Annotated in this window: 15 protein-coding genes and 1 pseudogene; 3 read left to right on the top strand and 13 right to left on the bottom strand. The window is 66.8% G+C overall.

Annotated elements, in window-relative coordinates; translation table 11 throughout:
- Positions 1-292 precede the first annotated feature (292 nt).
- Positions 293-568, top strand: a complete 276-nt coding sequence (locus AB0O15_RS45390; protein WP_364333536.1) for a hypothetical protein — start codon at positions 293-295, stop codon at positions 566-568.
- A gap of 1,325 nt (positions 569-1,893) precedes the next feature.
- Here AB0O15_RS45390 and AB0O15_RS45385 read toward each other — a convergent pair.
- The 12 genes and pseudogenes from AB0O15_RS45385 to AB0O15_RS45330 all read right to left on the bottom strand — a co-directional run bounded on the left by AB0O15_RS45385 (position 1,894) and on the right by AB0O15_RS45330 (position 16,814).
- The gene (locus AB0O15_RS45385) at positions 1,894-2,691 is read right to left on the bottom strand and encodes a DUF4142 domain-containing protein (RefSeq protein ID WP_364333533.1); all 798 of its coding nucleotides are present in this window, start codon (positions 2,689-2,691) and stop codon (positions 1,894-1,896) included.
- 252 nt (positions 2,692-2,943) lie between these two features.
- Positions 2,944-3,514 (bottom strand): annotated as a pseudogene (locus tag AB0O15_RS45380) (IS701 family transposase); the annotation flags it as partial.
- A 202-nt stretch (positions 3,515-3,716) separates the two neighbouring features.
- Positions 3,717-5,132, bottom strand: a complete 1,416-nt coding sequence (locus tag AB0O15_RS45375; protein WP_364333530.1) for a glycoside hydrolase family 32 protein — start codon at positions 5,130-5,132, stop codon at positions 3,717-3,719.
- 238 nt (positions 5,133-5,370) lie between these two features.
- Positions 5,371-6,336, bottom strand: a complete 966-nt coding sequence (locus tag AB0O15_RS45370) for a carbohydrate kinase (protein ID WP_364333528.1) — start codon at positions 6,334-6,336, stop codon at positions 5,371-5,373.
- Positions 6,333-7,727: a glycoside hydrolase family 32 protein gene (locus AB0O15_RS45365; RefSeq protein ID WP_364333525.1), complete on the bottom strand. Its 1,395-nt coding sequence runs from the start codon at positions 7,725-7,727 to the stop codon at positions 6,333-6,335. Before AB0O15_RS45365 ends, AB0O15_RS45370 begins: the two co-directional genes overlap by 4 nt.
- Positions 7,728-7,784: 57 nt before the next feature.
- Positions 7,785-9,596: an ABC transporter ATP-binding protein gene (locus AB0O15_RS45360; RefSeq protein ID WP_364333597.1), complete on the bottom strand. Its 1,812-nt coding sequence runs from the start codon at positions 9,594-9,596 to the stop codon at positions 7,785-7,787.
- A complete protein-coding gene (locus AB0O15_RS45355) occupies positions 9,593-10,537 on the bottom strand; it encodes an ABC transporter permease (RefSeq protein ID WP_364333522.1) in 945 nt (314 codons plus the stop codon). Before AB0O15_RS45355 ends, AB0O15_RS45360 begins: the two co-directional genes overlap by 4 nt.
- A gap of 3 nt (positions 10,538-10,540) precedes the next feature.
- Entirely contained in the window at positions 10,541-11,518 is a 978-nt protein-coding gene (locus tag AB0O15_RS45350; protein WP_364333519.1) for an ABC transporter permease, read from the bottom strand.
- Positions 11,519-11,528: 10 nt separating this feature from the next.
- On the bottom strand, positions 11,529-12,632 hold the full coding sequence (locus AB0O15_RS45345) for a glycoside hydrolase family 172 protein (RefSeq protein WP_364333516.1): 1,104 nt from the start codon (positions 12,630-12,632) through the stop codon (positions 11,529-11,531).
- Positions 12,629-14,038 (bottom strand): family 43 glycosylhydrolase, encoded by a 1,410-nt coding sequence (locus AB0O15_RS45340; protein WP_364333513.1) that lies wholly within the window; start codon positions 14,036-14,038, stop codon positions 12,629-12,631. Before AB0O15_RS45340 ends, AB0O15_RS45345 begins: the two co-directional genes overlap by 4 nt.
- Positions 14,039-14,100: 62 nt before the next feature.
- Entirely contained in the window at positions 14,101-15,768 is a 1,668-nt protein-coding gene (locus AB0O15_RS45335; protein ID WP_364333510.1) for an ABC transporter substrate-binding protein, read from the bottom strand.
- Between the two features lie 65 nt (positions 15,769-15,833).
- A complete protein-coding gene (locus AB0O15_RS45330; protein WP_364333507.1) occupies positions 15,834-16,814 on the bottom strand; it encodes a LacI family DNA-binding transcriptional regulator in 981 nt (326 codons plus the stop codon).
- A gap of 884 nt (positions 16,815-17,698) precedes the next feature.
- Here AB0O15_RS45330 and AB0O15_RS45325 point away from each other — a divergent pair.
- Positions 17,699-18,187: a hypothetical protein gene (locus AB0O15_RS45325; protein WP_364333504.1), complete on the top strand. Its 489-nt coding sequence runs from the start codon at positions 17,699-17,701 to the stop codon at positions 18,185-18,187.
- Entirely contained in the window at positions 18,184-19,206 is a 1,023-nt protein-coding gene (locus AB0O15_RS45320; protein WP_364333501.1) for a site-specific integrase, read from the top strand. The genes AB0O15_RS45325 and AB0O15_RS45320 overlap by 4 nt, the downstream gene beginning before the upstream one ends.
- Before the next feature lie 101 nt (positions 19,207-19,307).
- Here the strand turns inward: AB0O15_RS45320 and AB0O15_RS45315 are convergent, their stop codons facing one another.
- Positions 19,308-20,588, bottom strand: a complete 1,281-nt coding sequence (locus AB0O15_RS45315) for an IS256 family transposase (protein ID WP_364333594.1) — start codon at positions 20,586-20,588, stop codon at positions 19,308-19,310.
- Positions 20,589-20,795 lie beyond the last annotated feature (207 nt).

Below are 20,795 nucleotides of genomic sequence, written 5' to 3'. Positions count from 1 at the left end.
GGCCCAAACTCACGCGCATTGATCATGGTGAACGCTCAGTCCTTGGGTCCAAAAAAGGCGCCCATCCGGGGCCCGATCCTACGACTAACGCCACCCACCGGCACGACGATGTGGCGGCTGCTGGTCCGTCTCGATCCGACCGTGCTGGCCACTGTTCTTGCCGGCTGGCTTCACACCCGAACCCGGCCGGCCCCGTTGCCGCGCAGTTATCGCAGGGTGATCGCGGTAGACGGCAAAGACCCTGCGCGGCGCCCGCCCGGGTGACGGCCGTCAGGTCCATCTGCTGTCCGCCTTGGATACCATCACCGGGATCGTGATCGCCCAGGTCACCGTCGACACGAGGTCGAACGAGATCACCTCGTTCGCCTCGTTACTCGACGCCGTCGAAGCCGCGCTCGGCACCCTCGACGGGGTGCTGTTCACCGCCGACGCCCTGCACGCCCAGACCGTGCGCGCCGACAAAGGTCACCGCCCGCCAAGCGCACCTGCTCGTACAGGCGAGAGGCAACCAGCCCACCCTGTTCAAGCAGCTGAAACGGCTTCCCTGGCGCCAGATCCCGGTCGGTAACCGGACTCGCGAGCGTGGTCACGGCCGTCGTGAGACCCGCACTGTCAAATCCGTCACCGTCGCCACCCCGGGCGGCATCGCCTTTCCCACGCGCAGCAGGCCGTCCGGATCACACGCACACGCATCATCGCTGGTAAACCAGCCGTGAGACCGCCTACCTAACCATGTCGCGGCCAGGCGCTGCCGGCCGAGCTGCAGACCTGGATCCGCCGACACTGGCACATCGAAAGCCGTCTCCACCACGTCCGCGACGTCACTTTCCGTGAAGACCTGCACCAAGCCTGACCCGGCAACGGGCCCGCCGCCATCGCGACGCTGCGTAACACCGCGATCGGTTGGCACCACACCACAGGCCGACTGATATCGCCCGCGCTACCGCCAAGAGAACCGCCGCTCACACGACCTGATCACCGGCGTGACCAGCAGTTACCCGACAACCCAATGACCCTGTCCCCATCCCGTAGCGGGGCCGTAAGAATCAGGGAGTAAGCCCGCATAAGTCCTCCTTGACCGCCGTCGCGGTCGACCCGACCGGCCAAAAGCTCGCCACGAGACGACACGTCGTCAACGCCGGAACCCTCGCGCAGCTGACCAAGTGGGCGAGCCACTGGCCGCAGCACCGTTTCGCCGTCGAAGGAGCCAAAGGGCTGGGCCGTGGTATCGCCCAGCCGGTCAGTCCGCCGCGATTGGCGGCGGCGCCGGTCCCGGGAGCGGTCTCGTCCTGGACGATCAACCGGCCGCCACCGTGGCCCGCGGCGCCGCACACGACATCGTGCTGCTCGCGGGGTCGAGCACCAGCGTGCGCTCCCCGTTTTGCGACTTCGGCGGCTTCAGCCGAACCCAGCTACCCGGATCCTCACCACCAACTGCCGCCGCACCCTCAACGTGCCCTGGACCGGCTCGAGGTCACCGCACTGCAGACCGCACAACTACTGTCCGCACAAGACTGTTGGCGCATGGACCTGATGGCCGGTCACCGGGCCGGGATAAGCCCTCGCCTGGAACAGGACCAAGGCGGGCCGCTGTGCTCTTCTCGACCGGGCACCAGTACCGCGCCGAACTCGCCGGCAAGGCCCCGCCGAGCCACCCGCGCCACATCAAGCGAGCAATCGACCTCATGCAGGCCAACCCCGCCCGGGCCCTGACTGCCCGCGACCTCGCCCACGCAGCAGGGAGTCGGCGTGCGCACCCTGCAAGAAGGCTTCCACCGTCCTCGCGGTATCCACCAGCACGTTTCCCTTAGCTGGCCGCTCGTACGCCGCAGGGATCTTGGCCGCCGGTAGCCTGCTCGCCACCCCGCTGCGCCCGGCCGCCGATCGGCGAACTCACCGGCGTCCGTAATGCGGCCGACGGCGTTTGCCGGCCATGCGCAGCGTCGCGAACACGCCCATACCCAGGCCGGTGGCGAGCGCGAGCAGCACGACGGGCAGGTTCGTCGTCGACGTCGCGGTCTGGTTGGCCCCAGCTAACTGCCGTGCGGCAGTCGCCGCCGCGCTCGAGGGGGCCGCCGCGGGGTTCGGCGCGGTCGGCAGCGCGGCGAAGTCGACGATGCCGCTGCTCTCCAGCAGCGTCATGTGCGTCACCACGAACTGGTTCGCCTGCTGCGCCAATTTGCGGACGGTGTCGTTGCGGGTGGTCGCCCGTACGGTCCCGATCGCCGGAAAGATCTTTCCGTGCGCCGCGCGAAGCCGGTCGATGTAGATCTCGTCGAACTCGGCACCTTCGGCGTCGCGCATCTCGGCAAGCCAGCCCTGCTGATTGCTGTTCGGCGTCTTCGGCACAACGATCCGCAGCTTCTTCGCGGCAGCGCGATCGAGTGCGTCAAGCACCTGATGCTGCGCCGCGATCTCCCGGCCAATCTCCCGGATCCGCGGATCCTGCGACTTCTGTTGCGCCATCTGACCAGCGGGGATCTCCCACAGCCCAGCGAGACGCACCTTGACGACGAGATCCCTGTCGGCGGCCGAGAGGCGACCTTCGCCGTCGTCGGAGATCAGCTCGTTGGGAGGCACCGGGACGTTGGGCTCGGCGCGCGCAGGCACCGGACTGGCCAGGAGCAGGCTGACTGAGCAGACCGCGATGCCGCACAGCCGGCGCCACCCGATCGAACCGATTCCCCGCATGCCAGCCTCCAAGACATCCCGCGTGTCGCCGCAACGAGCCCGAATGGACCATCGTCACGTCTTGCCACCCAGGGGTACGCGGCACACACAGCCGGGGATGAAGGCGCAATAGGTTCGTAAGATCTTCCGGACCGTCCGGCGTAACCGACTGTCGAGGCCGACGACACCTCGCCTGCTCGCCATCGCGATCACGCCGTCGGCCGGTCGAAGCACGCGGTTAGCCGCGTGCCCGCCACCACGCCGCCCGAGTCCGACGTCGTCCAGTTCGCGGCAGCGGGTCGCCACCACCTGCGGCTGGTCGTGTTCCCTCCAGCCAGACCCGCAACGATTTCGACTGCCCAAAGGCCTCATCCATCGCCACCCACGCCGCCAGGCACCCAGCCACGAACGCCCGGGCCAGCATCTGCCGGGCCGTCTCGACCTTCGTCGCGAAACCGACCTCGTCCGGGACACCCGCGGCCCGGCAGCGATCACGATCGTCGGTCCAAGCCGCAGGCCAATACAACTGTCGGTCGATCAGCGCGTGACCACGGCTCGAGCGGTAGGCCAGGAACACACCGATCTGGCAGCCTCCGACCCGGCCGGCTGTCCCGGAGTACTGCCGGGCCACGCCCGCGGGCTTCACGCCCTTCTTCAGGAAACCGTTGTCGTCTATGATCAATACGCCCTGCGGGTCACCGAGATGCTCGATCACATAGTCGCGGACCTCGTCCCGCACGGCGTCGATGTCCCAATCGGCCCACCGCAGCAGACATTGCATCCCGTCCGGGGACAGGTCTCTGGCCTGCTCGGCAAGCGTCCAGCCGGTCTTGCGATCGAGCCCGCCGCGGCAGGCGTCGTTGGCACCGCCGTCTACGTGGCGGTCGCCCGATTGGTGCGCCTCACCGAGCTGCAACGACTCGTGGCCACCATCCTCGCCGGCATCCGAACCAGCTGACAGACCGAGGCGTCAGGCGCAGCCGATGACAGCCACGCCTGGCGGCCTGACTCAGAGGTTCCGCCCTCGATCGCGGCTCGAACGTGTGCTACACGATTTCGCGGATGGTCAGGTTTCCGAAGGTGGCAGCGCCCTCGTGAGCGTACAGGCGGATGTGGTTGTCGCCTTCCAGAGGGAAGACCCGGTGCGAGTGCACGACACGTCCGTCTCCCAGAAACATCTCCACGCTGGTGCGGTCCACCAGGATCCGGATGGAGAGCCTGCCGACCGAGGGGTCGATCGGCGTTTGGCTCTCGCCTCCGGTCGGGTTGATCGTGGGGCGTCGGTTGACGTAGGCGAAGGGCCCCTTCATGTAGAGACCGGCGGCCACGTGACGGCCACCGCCGAGCGCCCGGCAGATCTCGAACCCCACATTGGACGGGAGGGTGGCGGGGTCCCACACGAGCTCGCACGTCAGGTCGTACGCCGGCGCGGCGATGTCCAGGTCGAGGACGTCCGTGACCTGCACGTCGCCGAGCTGATGGGAGTGCTGGGCGTACTTTTCGAGGGCAGCGGTCGGGGCGGAAGCGAGGTAGTAGGTTCCGCCGACGTGCTTGAGCCGGATGTCGCGCACGATCATGTCGTCGCCGTTGTACTGGTCGGTGGCAAGGGTCGGGGTGTTGTGGGGGTAGTCCCAGAAGTTGGCCCAGCCGATCGCGTGGCGGAGGGCATCGTTCTCCGCTCCGGATGCGGTGTGATCGGGGTACGTGACTGCGCCGTAGAAGTCGAAACCGTAGTCGAGCCATTCCGGTTCCGGGTGGTCGGGAGTGAAGGAGCTGCCGTCGAAGGCCCCGGTCCAGTACGCGTAGGTCGCGGGCAACCCTCGGCTCTTGCCGTTGGCGCTCGTAGCCAGGACCCAGTGCCGGGTGCCGTCGTCGGCGGTCATGCGGAAGATGTCAGGGCACTCCAGAAGGCCGAGGTCGGTGCGCTCGAACTGGCCGACGTGCTGCCATGACCTCAGATCCGATGAGGTGTAGAAACCGAGCCTCTGTCCTTCGGCGTTGGCCATGAACCAGCGGCCGCGGTCGCCGTCCCACACGACTTTCGGGTCGCGAAAGTCAGGCACACCGGGATTCGGCAGTACCGGAGCCTGCCCGACGGGCCGGAACGAGCTTCCTCGATCGGTGGAGTACCAGAGGTACTGCGCCTGAACGCCGTTCGGGGCCTGCGTGACAATGGCGATCACCGCGTTGTCGCCGTACCCGGCGGTGTTGTGCTCGTCGACGACGAGGGATCCCGACCAGCAGCTACCGTTGCCGTTGCTGAACTTGGGAATGGCCACACCGCAGTCGTTGAACGACACGTGGTCTCGGGTCGTTGCGCGTCTCCACGCGGTGCCGCCGCCGCCCTGGAGGTAGTCGGCGTTGTACAGGTAGTAGTAGTGGTACTCACCATCGAGATATATCGGGCGTTGCGGGTCGTTCTTCCAGTTGTCGGGAACGCTGAAGTGATAGCTGGGCCGCATACGCGACAGTCCTTTCGAGGGTGAGTCACCCCGTCGGTGTGGCCCGCCGGCCGGGGCCGGGGCCGCGAGTCCGGCCGTGGTCCACGACGGGGCGAGAGATCCGCCGATGCCCACCGCGCCCGCAGCGCTGAGCAGTGCGCGGCGAGAGACCGCAGGTGAGTTCTCCATGAGTCGCCTTCCTTGTCGGACAGCTTCGACGCTGCCGGTTGACGAATCGAGATGCCTTCGCGCATCTGAGCTACCGGCGCTGCCCTGGCAGGTATCGCAGGCCGAGGTCGAGATCCTCGGGGGATGGTGGCGACACTTCGGGCCCGGCGAGTTCGTGGGCCCAGGGCAGATCGGCGCCGGGGCGGGACACCGTGATGGCGGCCGCCTGGGCGGCTCGCTCGCCCATCCGAGCGACGGTGTCGACATCCAAGGGGTGACCGCGCAGGGTGAGCAAGTCGAGGATCAACGAAGCCATGTACGTGTCGCCCGCACCGATCGTGTCAGCGACCGGCGTCTTCACCGAGGGGAGATGTACCTCCGACGTCGCAGTCGTGAGGGTTGCGCCACGCGCGCCCCGCGTGATGACGACCAGCCGGGGGCCGAGATTCCCGACTGCGCGCGCCACCTCATCGGGTGCCATGCTCGGGTAGATCCAGGCCGCGTCCTCGTCGCTCATCTTGACGAGGTCGGCGCGGGCAGCGCTTTCCCGGAAGCAGTTCAGGGCTTCCGGATGGCTGCCGAGCAGATCGGCTCGGATGTTCGGGTCGAACGTGACGACCGGTGGGCGGAGCCGATCGATGTGGGCGAGTACGGAGTGGCGACCGGGTTCGAGGAACGCGGCGATCGACCCGGTGTGCACGACCGTCGGGGACACCGGGAGGGGCGCGGGTGAGAGTCGCCATTGCACGTCGAACCGGTAGTCCGCGGAGCCGTCGGCAGCCACCGTAGCCGTAGCGGTGGAGGTCGCGTGATCGGAGAAGGACTCGTCCAGCAGTCGGACGCCGGAGCGTTCGAGGTGGCGAGCGATCCGGCTGCCGCGCGTGTCGCGGCCGATCTGTGTGAGGAGAGCGACGTCCAACCCGCGGCGGCCGAGACCGAGTGCGACGTTGGCGGGGCTGCCCCCGACGTGTTCGGTGACCGATCCGTCGTCGACGATGTCGCCCAGCGCCTCCCCGATGACCAGGACATCGGTGGGCGGCATAGTTCGGGAGGTCATCGCGAAGCCTGGTCCGTCCGGCTCAGGGCGGTCACCGTCATGTGCTCGACGACGACGCCCGGCTGGTCGCTGCTCATGCCGACGCCGACGTGGTCCTCGGAGGTGAAGACGGCCTCGCTGACCGTGACGGCACCGCCGTCGGCGAAGACCTCGACGGAGGTGGTGTCAACCCAGACGTCGAGTTCCAGCACGCCGTCCCTCAGCGGGACGATCGCCGCGGCGTCTGCTCCGGCCGACGGCAAGATGTCGGAGCTGGCGAGCGAGGATCGGTCGACCGACAGCCGGCCGGCCGCGTAGCGAATGCAGACCGCGGATCCCTCGTTGGCTGCGCCGCGTACGCGCAGCTCGAGCGCGGCTGAGCCCGGCCGGACGCGCGCCTGGATACGCAGGGCCGCTCCGTGCGCTTCGGCGGGGAGGTCGAACCCGCCCGGCGGAAGCGTGATGTCGGACGCCTCGTAAACCCGGGGTCGGTCGACTCGTACGGCGGGCGTCTGGAAGAGCGTGTCACCACGAAGGGTGAGCCGTCGCGGGAGTGCAGTGCTTCCCCGCCAGGGGTGGGTGGGGACGTCGCGGGCGTACATCCAATTGCTCAGCCAGGCGAGCATGATGGGTTCCGGCATTCCGCTGAAGGTGATTCCCGCGTAATAGTCATGGCCATGGTCGAGCCAGCCCCACCGGGCCGGGACGAACCTGACGCCGTCGAAGTCGCCGACGATGTACTGCATGCCGGAGCCGCCGGTCGGGTGACCGGGATTGACGGAGAGCGTCAGGACCCATCGGTCGCCGATCGGGAACAGGTCAGGGCATTCCCACACTCCCCCGGGCGCTCCGTACGGGCCGAACACGCTCAGCGGCGCCCACTCTCGCAGGTCAGTGGAGTGGAAGAGGTGGACTTGCCGGTCGACGGCCTCCACGGCAACCATGATCCAGCGGTTCTGGTGTCGAAACACTCGGGGGTCGCGAAAGTCGGTGGTTCCTCTGTCCAGGACGATCCCGTGCTTCTCCCAGGTGTAGCCGCCGTCGGTGCTGTACGCGAGCGCTTGCGCCTGACCACGAGCGGAGGCTGAGGTGTACAGGGCGATCAGTGGCGGGTTCCCGGCGGTGCCGAGCCCGGACGAGTTGGCCTCGTCGAAGACGACGGAGCCGGAGAAGACTTCTTCATCGTCGTCGAACCACAGTGCTACCGCGTGCTCCTGCCATGTCAGGAGATCCGTGCTGGTGGCATGGCCCCAGCTCATGTTCCCCCAGTTCGGTCCTTCGGGGTTGTGCTGGAAGTACAGGTGGAACACACCATTGTGGCGGATGAGCCCGTTCGGGTCGTTCATCCAGTTGCGAGCCGGCGCAAAGTGGACTTGGGGGCGGCCAGGCGACAAGGTCGTCGGTGTCGTCATGTTGCTCAATTCAGAAGTCGGGTCGCGATATGCGGCGAGATGGCGTCAGGCGTCGCGCTATTGCACGCTGTCGTCGCGGATCCAGTGGGTGGGTGAGATGAAGACGTGCCGGGGCTTCTCGCCGGCCGTTGTCCGGCCGTCAGCGATCGCCTGGATCTCCGCACGGGTTCGGGCGCGTTCTTCTCGGTCGAACGGCGTACGGCGCAAGGGGTCGGGTGCCGCCGAGACGAGGAGGCGGGTGTACGGATGCTGCGGGGTATCCATCACCTCGCTGCTGGTGCCCCCTTCAACCAGCACGCCGCGGTGCATGACGATGGTCGTGTCGGCCACGAACCGTGCGGAAACCAGGTCGTGGGTGATGTAGAGGATCGAGATTCCGCGTTCGTCGCGCAGCCGCCTCAGCAGCTGCAGCACTCCCATCCGCACCGACACGTCGAGCATCGAGGTCGGTTCGTCGGCAAGGATCACCGTCGGGTCGGCCGCGAGGGCCCGCGCTACCGCCACTCGTTGACGCTGCCCGCCGGACAGTTCATGCGGGTGCCGGTCCAGGAGCGCGGGATCCAGCTCGACCGACCGCATCAAGTCGGTGGCTCGCTCGCGGCGTTGCGAGGCGTCAAGGTCCGCGTGGAGGGCCAGGGGCCGCTCGAGGAAGTGACGGACCCGCTTGGTCGGGTTCAGAGATCCGAACGGGTCTTGGAACACCATCTGCACGTACTTGCGGTACCGGCGGGACGCGCGGCGGCGTTCGTCACGAAGCACGTCGATTCCTCCGACGACGATGCGCCCAGAGGTCGGCTGCTCCAATCGAGCAAGGATCCGCGCGATCGTGCTCTTACCGCTGCCTGACTCGCCGACCAGGGCCATGATCTCGCCGGCGTAGATCTCGAAAGTCGTCCTGTTCACGGCACGGTTAGTGCGACGGGAGAACATCGACCCGGAGGCGAAGTCCTTGGTGACGTCCTGCAGCGAGACCACCACGTCTGCGCGCGGAGCGGCTGCCTCCTCGCCGGAGGTCTGTGGCTGCGCGATCTCCGAGCGGTCCGGGCGCACCGGCGGGAAGGCCTCGATCAGCTGCCGGGTGTAGGCATGCCTCGGGTTCGCATAAACCTCCGCCGAGCTACCCATCTCCAGAAGAGCGCCATGGCGCATCACACCGAGCCGCTGGCTGATCTCGACCATCAGCGAGAGGTCGTGGGTGATGAAGAGGATGGCGAACCCGAGCCGAGCCTGCAGCTCCTTGATCTCGTTGATGATCTCCTGCTGCACCACTACGTCCAGCGCGGTGGTCGGTTCGTCCATGATCAGCAGATCCGGTTCGAGGGCCAGCGCGATCGCGATCACCGCTCGCTGACGCATCCCGCCCGAGAGTTGGTGTGGGTAGGCAGCCGTCCGCTTCGGGTCGATACCGACGAGCTCGAGCAGCATGCGCGCTCGGCGCGCCGCCTCGGCACGCTTCATCCGGCGGTGAGTGGTGAAGACGTCGATGATCTGGTCACCGACGGTCATCACCGGGTTCAGCGAGTTCATCGCGCTCTGGAACACCATCGAGACGCGGTTCCAGCGGAACGCACGGAGTTCCTCGCCGTCGAGAGCACCGATCTCTACGTCGCCGCACCGGATGGATCCGGACACGACGCGACCGTTCCCGCCGAGAAGCTTGAGGATGGCGTTCGCAATCGTGCTCTTGCCGCTTCCGGACTCGCCGGCGAGCCCGAAGGTCTCGCCGCGCCGGATGGTGAAGGACACGTCATCGACGGCGGTGACGGAGCGACCGTTCACGTCGTACTCGATGGTGAGGTTTCGCACGTCCAGGACCACGTCGGCATCGCCGGGACGGGTAGCCGGATCGGTTGCGGGAAGTGTTGTCATCGCCGGCGGTCCTTCCGCTTGGTCCGGCCCGCGAGTCGGGGGTTGGTGACCTCGTCGATCGCGTAGTTGATCAGCGCGAGGGAGAAAGCGATCAGAGCGATCGCCGCGCCGGACGGCACGAACGTCCACCACGTGCCACGGATGAGGGACCCTTCGTTGCTGGCCCAGAACAGGTTCGTTCCCCAGCTGACGGCGGACACGTCCCCGAGACCGAGAAACTCGAGTCCGGCCTGTGCCCCGATGCCGAAGATGACGCACGCGAGGAACGTGCTCATGACGATCGAGGCCATGTTGGGCAGCATTTCGCGGATCATGATCGTCAGGGGACGTTCGCCCGTGACGACGGCGGCGTCGATGTAGTCCTTCCCGCGCAGGGAGAGAGCTTGAGCTCGCACGACGCGGGCCGAGCCCGCCCAACCCGTGATCACCAGGACGATGACGATCGTCCCGGGCCCGGGAGGGAGAAACGCGGCCAGGATGATCAGCAGCGGCAGTCCGGGGATCAGCAGGAAGATGTTCGTGACGACGGACAGGATGTCGTCGATCACCCGGCCGAAGTAGGCGGATGTCAGGCCGATCAGCAGACCGACGAGGGTGGCGAGCGCTCCGACGGTGAAGCCGATCCCGAGCGAGCTGCGAGCTCCCCAGATGAGAAGTGCGAGAACGTCCTCGCCCTTGGTCGTGGTGCCGAGAAGGTGAGCGAACGACGGGGATTCGGAGCCGGTCGCGACGGATGCGCGTGGGTCGCCGGGTTCGAGAAGCGGAGCCGCGAGGGCGACCACCACGAAGATCACGAGGATGATCACCCCGGTCAGCGCCCGCTTGTCGCGGAGGATGCGCAGGGCCAGGTGGTCACGGTATCTCGGCGCCTTCGCCGGGGCGGCCGGTTGCGACGTGGCTGCGGTCGTGAGCATGCTGGAGCCGGAGTTCTGGACGGACATGCGCTACCTCACACGAACGCGCGGGTCGAGCCGCACATAGACGATGTCGATCAGAAAGTTGGCGGCCAGGACGGCGGCGGTCAGGGTGAGGAAGATGCCCTGCATCAAGGGGTAGTCCAGTGACTGCACGGCCCTCAGCAGCTGGTAGCCGATACCGGGGTAGGCGAAGACCACTTCGGTGAGCAGCGCGCCGCCGACGACGAAGCCGATGGACATCCCGAACGCGGTCACCGAGGGCAGCATCGCGTTGCGTGCCGCGTAGCGATACATGATCCGGCCTTCGCGCAGTCCCTTCGCGCGGGCCATGGTGATGTAGTCCTCGGCGGCTGTACCGATCATCGTATTGCGCATGCCCAGCATCCAGCCGCCGAGCGAGACAGCGACAATCGTCCCGGCCGGCACCACCAGGTGCCAGATGACGTCCCCGATGAACTGCCCGCTGAACGAGGGTGCGGCTCCGAGAGTGAACGCCTGCCCGATCGGGAACCACTTCAGGTTCACTCCGAACAGGTAGAGGGCGATCATCGCGATGAAGAAGTACGGGAACGAGCCGACGAACACCAGTAGGGGCGGGAACACCCGGTCGAGGATTCCGCCGCGGCGCCAGGCCGCCACTATCCCCAAGAGGTTGCCCAGTACCACTGCGATGATCAGTGCGGTGCCGCCGAGGAGGATCGTCCACCCGAGTTGTGCGCCGATGACATTTACCACGGGGACGGGGAACTGGGAGGTCGAGATGCCCAATCTGCCGGTGAACACATCGTGGATGTACTCGATGTATTGCAACCAGATCGGTCTGTCGTCCAGTCCGAACAGGTGCCGGAACTGCTCTACCTGCGCGTCGGTGAGGGTTCCCTGCATCTGGCCGAGCAAGCGACCCACCGGATCGCCCGGCATGAGTCTCGGCAGCATGAAGTTGATGCTGAGGGATGCCCAGAAGGCGACGAGATAGTAGCCGAGTCGGCGGAGGATGTAGGCCATCGCGCTGCTCCTAGCGAGGGCGCCGCTGGTCGCGGCTCGGGAACGGATGACCGGTGTTGCCCACCGACTCCTGGTACCAGTACGCGACCGAGGAGACGTCATCGGCGCGCTCCACCAGATCGGGTCCGACCTGGCCGATCTGCTGCAGAGTTACCCGCAGGTCATGGTGGAAGTAGATCGGATCCGGTTCGTGCCACCGGTACATGCCGTGTGCGGGCGCCATCGCCGTCGCGTAGACGGCCTGGTGCGACTGGTCGCGGGTGACGTACATCGGATACCCGACGTAGGGAGCGCTGAAGGTGAGCACCTCCGGCTCGGTCTCGGAAGAGAGCCGGTCCTGGAAGGCCCAGGCACCGCCGTAGTAGTCCTCGGTGCCGGTGCCGCAGATCGTCGGATGATCGGTGTCGCCGTCGATGAAGAACTTCATCTCGCCCTCGCCCCACCAGTACCGCTCCAGAGCGACGATGGTCAGGTACGAGCCGAGGAAGACACCGCGGCCGACGATGTCGTCGACGAGAGCGTAGTCGTGGGCGAGGCGGGTCGGATTCTCTCGGCGGAACTCCGCGTGGAACCGCAACGGCGACACCGTCGCGGGGTCGGGGATCTCAATCCAGTCGATCTGGTAGAAGAATCCCTCGACGTCGACGGGATGCTGATTCTCGATGGTGATGCGGGCGCCGTCCCGGAACGGCATCCGGAAGTAGGCGTTCATCCCGCTGGTCGGGGCGACCACCACCTGGGAGGAGGTGACCAGACTGCGCTGGCCGTTGCCGTTGCAGAACAAGTCCCCCAGAGGCACCTCCGCCGAAGGCGTGTCGGATCCGTCCCAGTAGGCGCGAAGGACGAGATCCCGCAGCACGAAGCCGACCGCTTCGGTGTGATGGGTGACAGTGCACCAGATGTGCCGGATCTCGCCCGCTCCCGCGGCCTCGGCAAGGGTGACGGTCCCGCCCGCGGGAATGGTGATACACGGCGCGCCCTTACGGCCTGCGCCGAGGATGGAGGAGGCGCGCCCGCCATCACCGGGCGCTGCCGTCGGATTCTCGGCGGTGAACGACCGTGACCGGTCCCCTCGCTCCAGGGCGTACCGGGCCTGCTCCAGCCACGCGGTCATCGGTCCTCCTCGGGTCGGGTTTGCAGGGAGAAAATGCTGCCGGAGCCGATCTCGACCGCCCCTTCCTCCACGAAGACGGCGAGCTGATCGCCGTCGAGGTCGTAGCCACGGAAGGTGATCGCCTTCTCGTCGTCGACGTAGATGACGGCCACCTCGCCGTCGAACTCGATCGACAGCGAGACGGTCCCGCCGTGCGGCTCGAACGGGCGTACGTCGAAGGGCGCATCCGCCCCGAACCGGTTCAATCGGTCGATCCTCAGGCGATGCAGAGCCGGCTCGACCGACAGTGAATACCCGTGCCGGCGTTCGTCGTCGGTCCGCAGCTCGAGGCCGAAGACCTTCGTGCCGGGCTCGGGGTCGAGCGTCACGTCGATACAGCCGACGTGCGGCATGACGCCGAGCCTGCTCGTCGCATATCCCGACGCGGACTCGACTCGCCGCGCCCCGAACGCGACGGGAACGGCCAGTCGTGCGAACTCCTCGCGAGCTCGCCCTACGCCACGCACCAGCAGGCGCCCGTCCGGCGCTTGGAAGAGCTCGTGGACGATGAGATTGCCGCCCCACAACCACGACGCGCCGTCCTGGCCGGCGGTGTAGTTCGGACACCACCCGACGATGTACCGGCGGTCGCCGTCGTAGATGGTCTTCGCGGCGTAGAGGCCCAGGCCGTCGATCTCGTCGTCGGCGGGCGCCGTCCAGGGGCCGTCGAGAGAGCGTGCCATGCGATACCGCGTGACGGTGCGATCCGTGAGTGTCGAGTACACCAGATACCACCAGTCGCCCATGTGGAACAGGTCGGGGCATTCATGCATCGAGAACAGCCCCGGCGCCCACAGCGGGTCCCGGATGGTCCAGTCCTCGCCGTCCGCGGAGGTTGCCTGGATGGTGGCGCCGCGCCGCAGGGCGGGTCCGTCGTTCTTCTGGCCGGCGATGAGCATGCGGAAGACGCCCGCCTCGTCGTCCCAGACCACGAACGGGTCCCGCCATTCGTGCCGATCGTAGTTTTCCTCGTCGGCGACGAGGGAGAAGTCCGGGTCCTTGGTCCACGAGTTCAGGTCGGTGCTGCGTGCGCGGAGGATCGTCTGATGTCGTCCGCCGTTCGCCCGCTGCCAGGCGCTGAAGCCGGTGTAGTAGAGGTGGAACTGCTCGCCGACGCGGACGATGCTGCCCGTCGCCGCCGAATGATCGGGATCCTTCGTCCCGCCCCGTTCGACCGCGACACCGACTTCGGTGAAGGTGACCAGATCGGTACTCGTGAGGTGCCACCAGTCGGTCTCGATCCGGTCGTGCGTGTCGTCCGCGAATCGTTTCAGGTAGAAGATGTGGTAGACCCCGTCCCAGTAGAACGGGATCGTGTCACCCACCCGCGCGTGGTCGGGTTTGAAGAAGCGGCGCATCACGGGCATTCCCTCTCCGGGAGAGGCGCCGGTGGGGGCATCAGTCCGCATCCCCACCGGCACCGGAGCGATCAGCGGGGGTGGATCGTCGTCAAGACCAGGACCGTGCTCGACGCCTCCGGGGAGAGCGTGGCGTAGGGGTTGTCCTTGGTCGGCCAACCCACGAACACCTTGCTGTTGTACGCGCCCCACTCCGGCCCGGGGAACAGCGGAATGGTCGGGGCAAGCTTCGAGTAGAGAGCCTGCAGCTGGTCGACGACCTTGTGCTGCTCGTCCTCTGTGGTGGTGGCCGCGAACTGGTCCAGGAGTTGGTCGGCCTCCCTGCTGCAGAACCGCTGGAAGTTCTGGGTGGCCTCCTGACCGACGGGCTTGACCGTTCGGCAGGACATGGCGCTGCGGTAGTACTCGAACGGGGTGAGCCCGCTGGCGCTCCAGGCGATGTTGCCCTGGAAGGTACCGCCGAAGAGCGCCTGATTGATCTGCGACCAGTCCTGCACTTTCAGGGGCGCGTTGATGCCGAGCGCCTTCATGTCGTCGGAAATCACCTGGGCCACGGCGATCCAGTCCGTGGACGCCGACCCCACACCGATGCTGAACGTCAATGGCTTCCCGCCCGGAGCAGTACGCATCCCGCCGGCGCCCCGCGCATACCCGGACGCGTCCAGCAGCTTGTTCGCGGCGTCGACGTTGAACGTGGTCCAATCGCACTGCGACACGACGTCCTTGTCCCGCCAGGAGTCGTAGGCGTCGCTCAGGCCGGTGCAGTCCGCGGGATGCGTATATCCGCTCATCCCCTTCTTGACGAGAGCCTCACGGTCGATGCCCGTGCTGATCGCCTTGCGGAGATTCACGTCGTTGTACGGCGCCTGTTGGGTGTTCAACGTGAGCGAGATCGTGTTCCCCACCGTCGGGAACCAGTAGCCGCGGTGCTGCGGATCCACGTCGACGTACGTCTTCTGAACGTCCTGGATGAACCCGAGGCCGAAGTCGATGTCACCGTTGATGGCCGCGATGTTGGCCGCATCGTTGGCGCCGTAAGCGATGACGCGGATGGCGGGGTAGTTCGCCTTGTCCTTCTGCCAGTAGTGGGGGTTGCGCCGAAGGTCGAACGACTGGGCCGAGAAGTTGGTGACCTCGGTGAACGGGCCCGACCCGACGGGCTTGGGATTCTGGAACTTCGCCGGGTCGGTGACGCCCTTCCAGACATGCTCCGGGACGATCACCTGTGTACCGAGCTCGTACAGGCCGGGCGTGTACGGACGGTTGAACGCGAACGTCACGGTGCCCGTGCCGGACGCGGTTACCGAGTCGACGTAGTCGTACGTGGCATCGCCCAGGACCTTTCGAACCAGGTCGAAGGTGTAGACGACGTCGGCGGCGGTCAGCGGCTGACCGTCCGACCAGGTGAGGTTGTCGTTCAGCGTGAAGGTGAGCGACTTGCCGTTCTTGCTCCAGTGGTACTCCTTCGCCAACCATGGCACGACCTCACCCTTGGCGAGATTGGTGATGATCAGCGACTCGTAGACGGCACGGTTGGTGATTTTCATCGCGGACGGCGAGAACGGGTTGAAGTTCTGCACGAACGACGCGTTGCCGATGGCAGCGATCCGAAGAATATGTTCCGAGGATGAGCTCGACGGCCCGCGGGAGCAGCCCGTGAGGACGAGGGCGGCGGAGACGAAAACCGAGGTCAGGCTTACTAACGCGCGACAGAAACGACGTGAACGAGAACCACTCATGATTTCCTCTCATCGTTGAATAGAAGCTGTTCGAGGCTTTCGCCGAATAAGAAGGGGGATGCCGGTCAGGAGGGCAGTACCGAATCCCTGGGGACCGGAGGACAGGACAGCACCAGATGCGCGGGCGGCGCCCCGTCGGCGATGTCCATCAGGAGTTCTGCGCCGCGCTCCCCCATCTCACGAAAGGGCAGCGCGACCGTCGACAGTGCGGGCCGGAGCGACTTGGCGATGATCTCCATGTTGTCGAAACCGACGACGGAGAGGTCTTCCGGAATCCGCAGGTTCAGCTCACGCGCGGCCTCGAACGCGCCCATGGCGATGCGGTCGTTGGCGCAGAACAGACCGTCGACCGCATTGCCACCCAGGAGGGCGAGCACTACGCCGTACGCATCCTGGGCGTCGGGACCCGAAGACACGACGAGTGCAGGATCGAAAGGGATGCCGGCCTCGCCCAGCGCCCGGCGGTAGCCCCGTTCGCGACCACCTGCCGCCACCAGGTCGCTCGGCAGGTTGACGAACGCGACGCGCCGGCGGCCGGCCGCCAGCAGCATCCGGGTTCCCGCGTATCCGCCCTGCTCCTCATCGGGCAGAACCGTGGAGTGGCGACCGTGGGTATCGAAGCAGTGAACCAGCACGACCGGTACGCCGTCCAACGCGGGCGGCAGCTCGATAGCGCGGTTCCAGGTCGTGGCGACGATGATTCCGCCGACCCGATGCTCCAACATCATCTCGATCGACCGGGTGTGCGGTCGGTCGATGCGGGACGCGCCCGCGATGATCAGGGATTTGTCGTTGCGCCAGAACGAATCCTGGGCACCGGCAATCAGGTCCCCGCCGAAGGGGGTCGAGACGATGTCCGTGAGCAAACCGAACAGGTCGGTCCGCTGGCCGGCAAGGGCACGCGCGCCGGCATTGGGGCGATAACCGAGCTCCGCAGCCTTCTCGAACACACGCTTGCGCGTCTCCGCCGACACCTGGGTTTCGTTGTTGAACGCGAAGGACACAGCCGCTCGGGACAAGCCGAGCGCTCGCGCGACATCACTCATGATAACGGGGCGATCTGGCATCGCTGACCTGCTTCTGTCGCGCGTTAGTTGCCTTCGCCGTCGAAGCTAACGCGCGACAGAAGTTGCGGTCAAGTTACGTTCAGGTAACAAGCTCGGCGCGGTGGTGGCCAGCGCCTCGCCGATCTCGGCGCTGCGGGTGCCGAAAACTCATCCGCCCTGTTCACAGCCATCTCAGCGGCCGATGTGCGCAGCCCGAACCCGGGTTGGTTCAGTGACCGGACCTCGGTGATGCTCGATGCTTGCTGCTACACGAGCATGATCGGTTGTGTTGCTGCGACTGGCGTATCTCCGTGTGACCAACGCGCTGGCACTGTTGCGGCTGCTGCCGATGAGTGACCGGGACAAGGACGCCGAGATCCTGGCCTTGCGCCACCAGATCATGGTCCTCGAACGGCAGCTCGGTGGTGACCGGGTCCAGTTCGCTCCCGCGGCCCGGGCGTGGCTGGCCGCTCTGCTGCACCCGCTACCCCGAACCGCCCATCGTCCGCATGGGCTGAGCCGGCACTCACCCTGGTCGCTTCGCGGCCCCGCGGTGCGAATCAATTCTGCCTTCAGGCACCGACGACCTTCTCGGTCCGGCGTACGATCAGACACGGTCAAAAGGCCTGTGCCAGAAGACAAACTGGACGTCCAGCCCGCTGACCAGCTATTGTGGACGCATGAGCACGTGCCTGTGGCACGGATGCGGCTGGTGGGGGCTCAACTCCCCCTCCGGACACAACTGTCGGTGGAGTCCCACCAAGATCTGCTCGGGCGGGCCAGACCGGCCTCTGGCGCACTCATGGTTCCCGGCTGGCGCCCGGCCGACGGCTGGACGGTCGGCGCAGTAGCCCTGAGCTGCAACGTCCTCTTCGGGGCATGCGATGAGCCGCGCCCGACGGCCGCCGCCCTCCTCCGATGACCACGGCCGGCTCGACGAGCCGATCGCCGCCCTCATCCCGCCGGCCCTCCCCCGGTCACTGCCCGCACCGCTGGACATCGCCGCGCTCACCCCACCACCCCGGCCCCACCCGCCGTTACAGCTGGACATCGCCCGCCTCGACGCCTCCGGCCGGTTCACCAGCCGCCCCCTGCTGCGCGCCCTGGGCTGGTCCCCCGCCGACGCGCTGGTCTTGCACGTTGGCGACGACGCCGTCGTGCTGACCCCCGACGGGTCCGGCACCGTGATCGTGGGCTCCCGCGGCGAGATCGCCATACCCGCCCCCGTCCGCACCATGGCCGGTCTCGACCGCGACCCGACCGTCGCCCTCGTCGCCGCGATCGACCGGGACACCCTGACCGTGCACCCGGTCGCCCTGCTCGCCCGGCTGCTCACCGCCCACTACCACCGGCCACCCGGAGGCGGGCGATGACCGCCGGCCCCGACCGCCTCGACCAGGCCGTCCACCAACTGCAGGCCGCCCTCGCCGACCTACAGCCCGGCGCCACCCGCAGCGTGCCCACCGTCGCGCAGTACCTGCCCCAGATCGAAGCCGCCGCCGGGCCCGCCGCCCGCCGCACCTACGGCAGCTACTGGAAACACATGGCTCACGCGTGGGGCGAACGCCGCCTCGACGACATCCGCGCCACCGACGTCGAAGCCCTGCGCCGCCACGCCGCAGCAAACGCCGTGCCCCGCCGCAACGGACGCAGCGGCCGCTACGCCGGCGTCCACCTGATCACCGCCGCCCGCGCCCTGTTCACCCGGGCCATCGCCGACGGATACATCACCCCCGACGCGAGCCCCGCCCACCGCATCAGCAAACCCCGACGACTCCCCAGCACCCGGCGTGCCCTGACACCCGGCGAACTCGCCGCCATCAACACCATCGCCCGCACCACCGGCCACGACCCCGCACTCGACGCCCTGCTGCTACGACTGCACACCGAAACCGCCTGCCGCCGCGGCGGCGCCCTCGCCCTCCGCGCCACCGACGTCGACCCCGACCGCGGCCTCGTGCTCCTACACGAGAAAGGCGGAACCATGCGATGGCAACCCGTCACGCTCGAGCTGGCCGCGCACCTGCTGCACCACGCCCGCACCCGCGGCGCCACCAAACCCCAGGACCAGTTGCTACGCCACCGCGACGGGCGTCCGCTGACCGGACGCCGCTACGACCAACTCTGGGCCCGTATCGGTCGGCATCTGCCCTGGGTCACCGCTCAGTGCATCTCCACCCACTGGCTACGCCACACCACCCTGACCTGGGTCGAACGCCACTACGGCTACGCCACCGCCCGCGCCTACGCCGGACACACCGACACCACCGGCCCCGCCACCACCACCTACATCAAAGCCGACCTCACCGAAGTCGCCACCGCCCTCGCCGCCCTGACTGGCCAACCCCACCCACTCGCCGTAGACGCCCCTCACACCGGGGCCCCCCGATGAGAACCCGACAATACGCACGACGAGAGACTGGCCTTATTCGTGAGGTCCGGACTCCACCGCTCCGTGAGGGTCCGTAACGCGAACGGTGTTTCTGGCATTGGTCAGTAGTTCTCGGCGGCCGGCCAGCGGTCACCGAACGTGATGGCGAAGGCATTCAGCACGGGCTTCCAGCGCATCGTCCATCGGGTGCGGCCGGTCCCGGTCGGGTCCAGGCTGCAGGTCACAAGGTACAGGCATTTCATGGCGGCTTGTTCGGTTGGGAAATGTCCGCGGGCCCGGATCGCCCGGCGGTATCGGGCGTTCAGCGATTCGATGGCGTTCGTGGAGCAGATGACCCGGCGGATTTCGACGTCGTAGTCGAGGAACGGAATGAACTCGTTCCACGCGTTCCGCCACAACCGGATCATCGCCCGGTATTTACTTCCCCATTTTTCCTCCAGTTCGTCGAGCGCGGCCAACGCGGCGTCAGCGTTCGGCGCGGTGTAAATCAGTTTGATGTCTCGTTTGATCGCGTCGCTGTCCGCGCGGGAGGTCAGCCGGAACGTGTTACGGATCAGATGAATGATGCAGGTCTGAACAATTGTCAGCGGCCATACGCTCTCGCCGACGCCGGGCAGTCCTTTCAGCCCGTCGCAGACGAGGAACAGCACGTCGCGAACCCCACGGTTCTTCAGGTCGACCAGGACGCTCATCCAGAACTTGGCACCCTCACCACCAACGCCGGCCCACAGCCCCAGGACGTCCTTGCAGCCGTCCACGGTGACTCCGATGGCCGCGTAGACGGGCCGGTTCGCCACTTGACCGTCGCGCACCTTGACGACGATGGCGTCGATGAACACGGCGGCGTACACGGCATCGAGTGGCCGCGACGACCATTCGGTCATTTCTGCCACCACTTTGTCGGTGATCCGCGAAATCGTCTCCTTGGAAATCGACGCGCCGTAGATCTCCGCGAAATGCGCCGAGATCTCCCCGGTAGTCAATCCCTTCGCGTACAACGACAGGACCATTTCGTCGACCTCGCCGAGCCGGCGCTGCCGTTTCTTCACGATCTTCGGCTCGAACGTTCCCTCACGATCGCGGGGAACATCGATCGCCACTTCGCCGGCTGCGTCCGACACCACGGTCTTTGATCGTGCGCCGTTACGCACATTCGTCGACCCGCGGCCTTCTTCGGCCTGATTCTTTTCATGACCCAGGTGCTCGGTCATCTCCTCGTTCAACGCCGCCTCGAGGACGTTCTTGGTGAAGAGTTTCAACAACCCATTCGGGCCGGTCAGCTCCAGGCCACGCTCTCGGGCCTGCGCCATCATCGCTGCTACCGCGGCCTGTTCAGGCGACAGTGAACGGCCCTTGGCGGCAACCTTCTTCGGTGGGTTCACGATCTCTGCGGTCATTACTCACAGTGCCCATCCCGCCGAACCAAAATCCGGCGAATCGGGCCAGAAACACCGTTCGTGGCACAGTCCCCTCCGTGAGGTCGAGGCGCCGGTCGCTAACTCGAAAATCGACCGTGACCAGATACGCGGCAGCATCCCGCGGCGCGAAGCGGCGTGGGATGGGTCTTGGTTGAAGCGGTGACTTATGCG

This window comes from Actinoplanes sp. NPDC089786, from assembly GCF_040684855.1.
Classification (GTDB): domain Bacteria; phylum Actinomycetota; class Actinomycetes; order Mycobacteriales; family Micromonosporaceae; genus Actinoplanes.
This window is presented reverse-complemented; position numbering and strand designations above follow the sequence as displayed.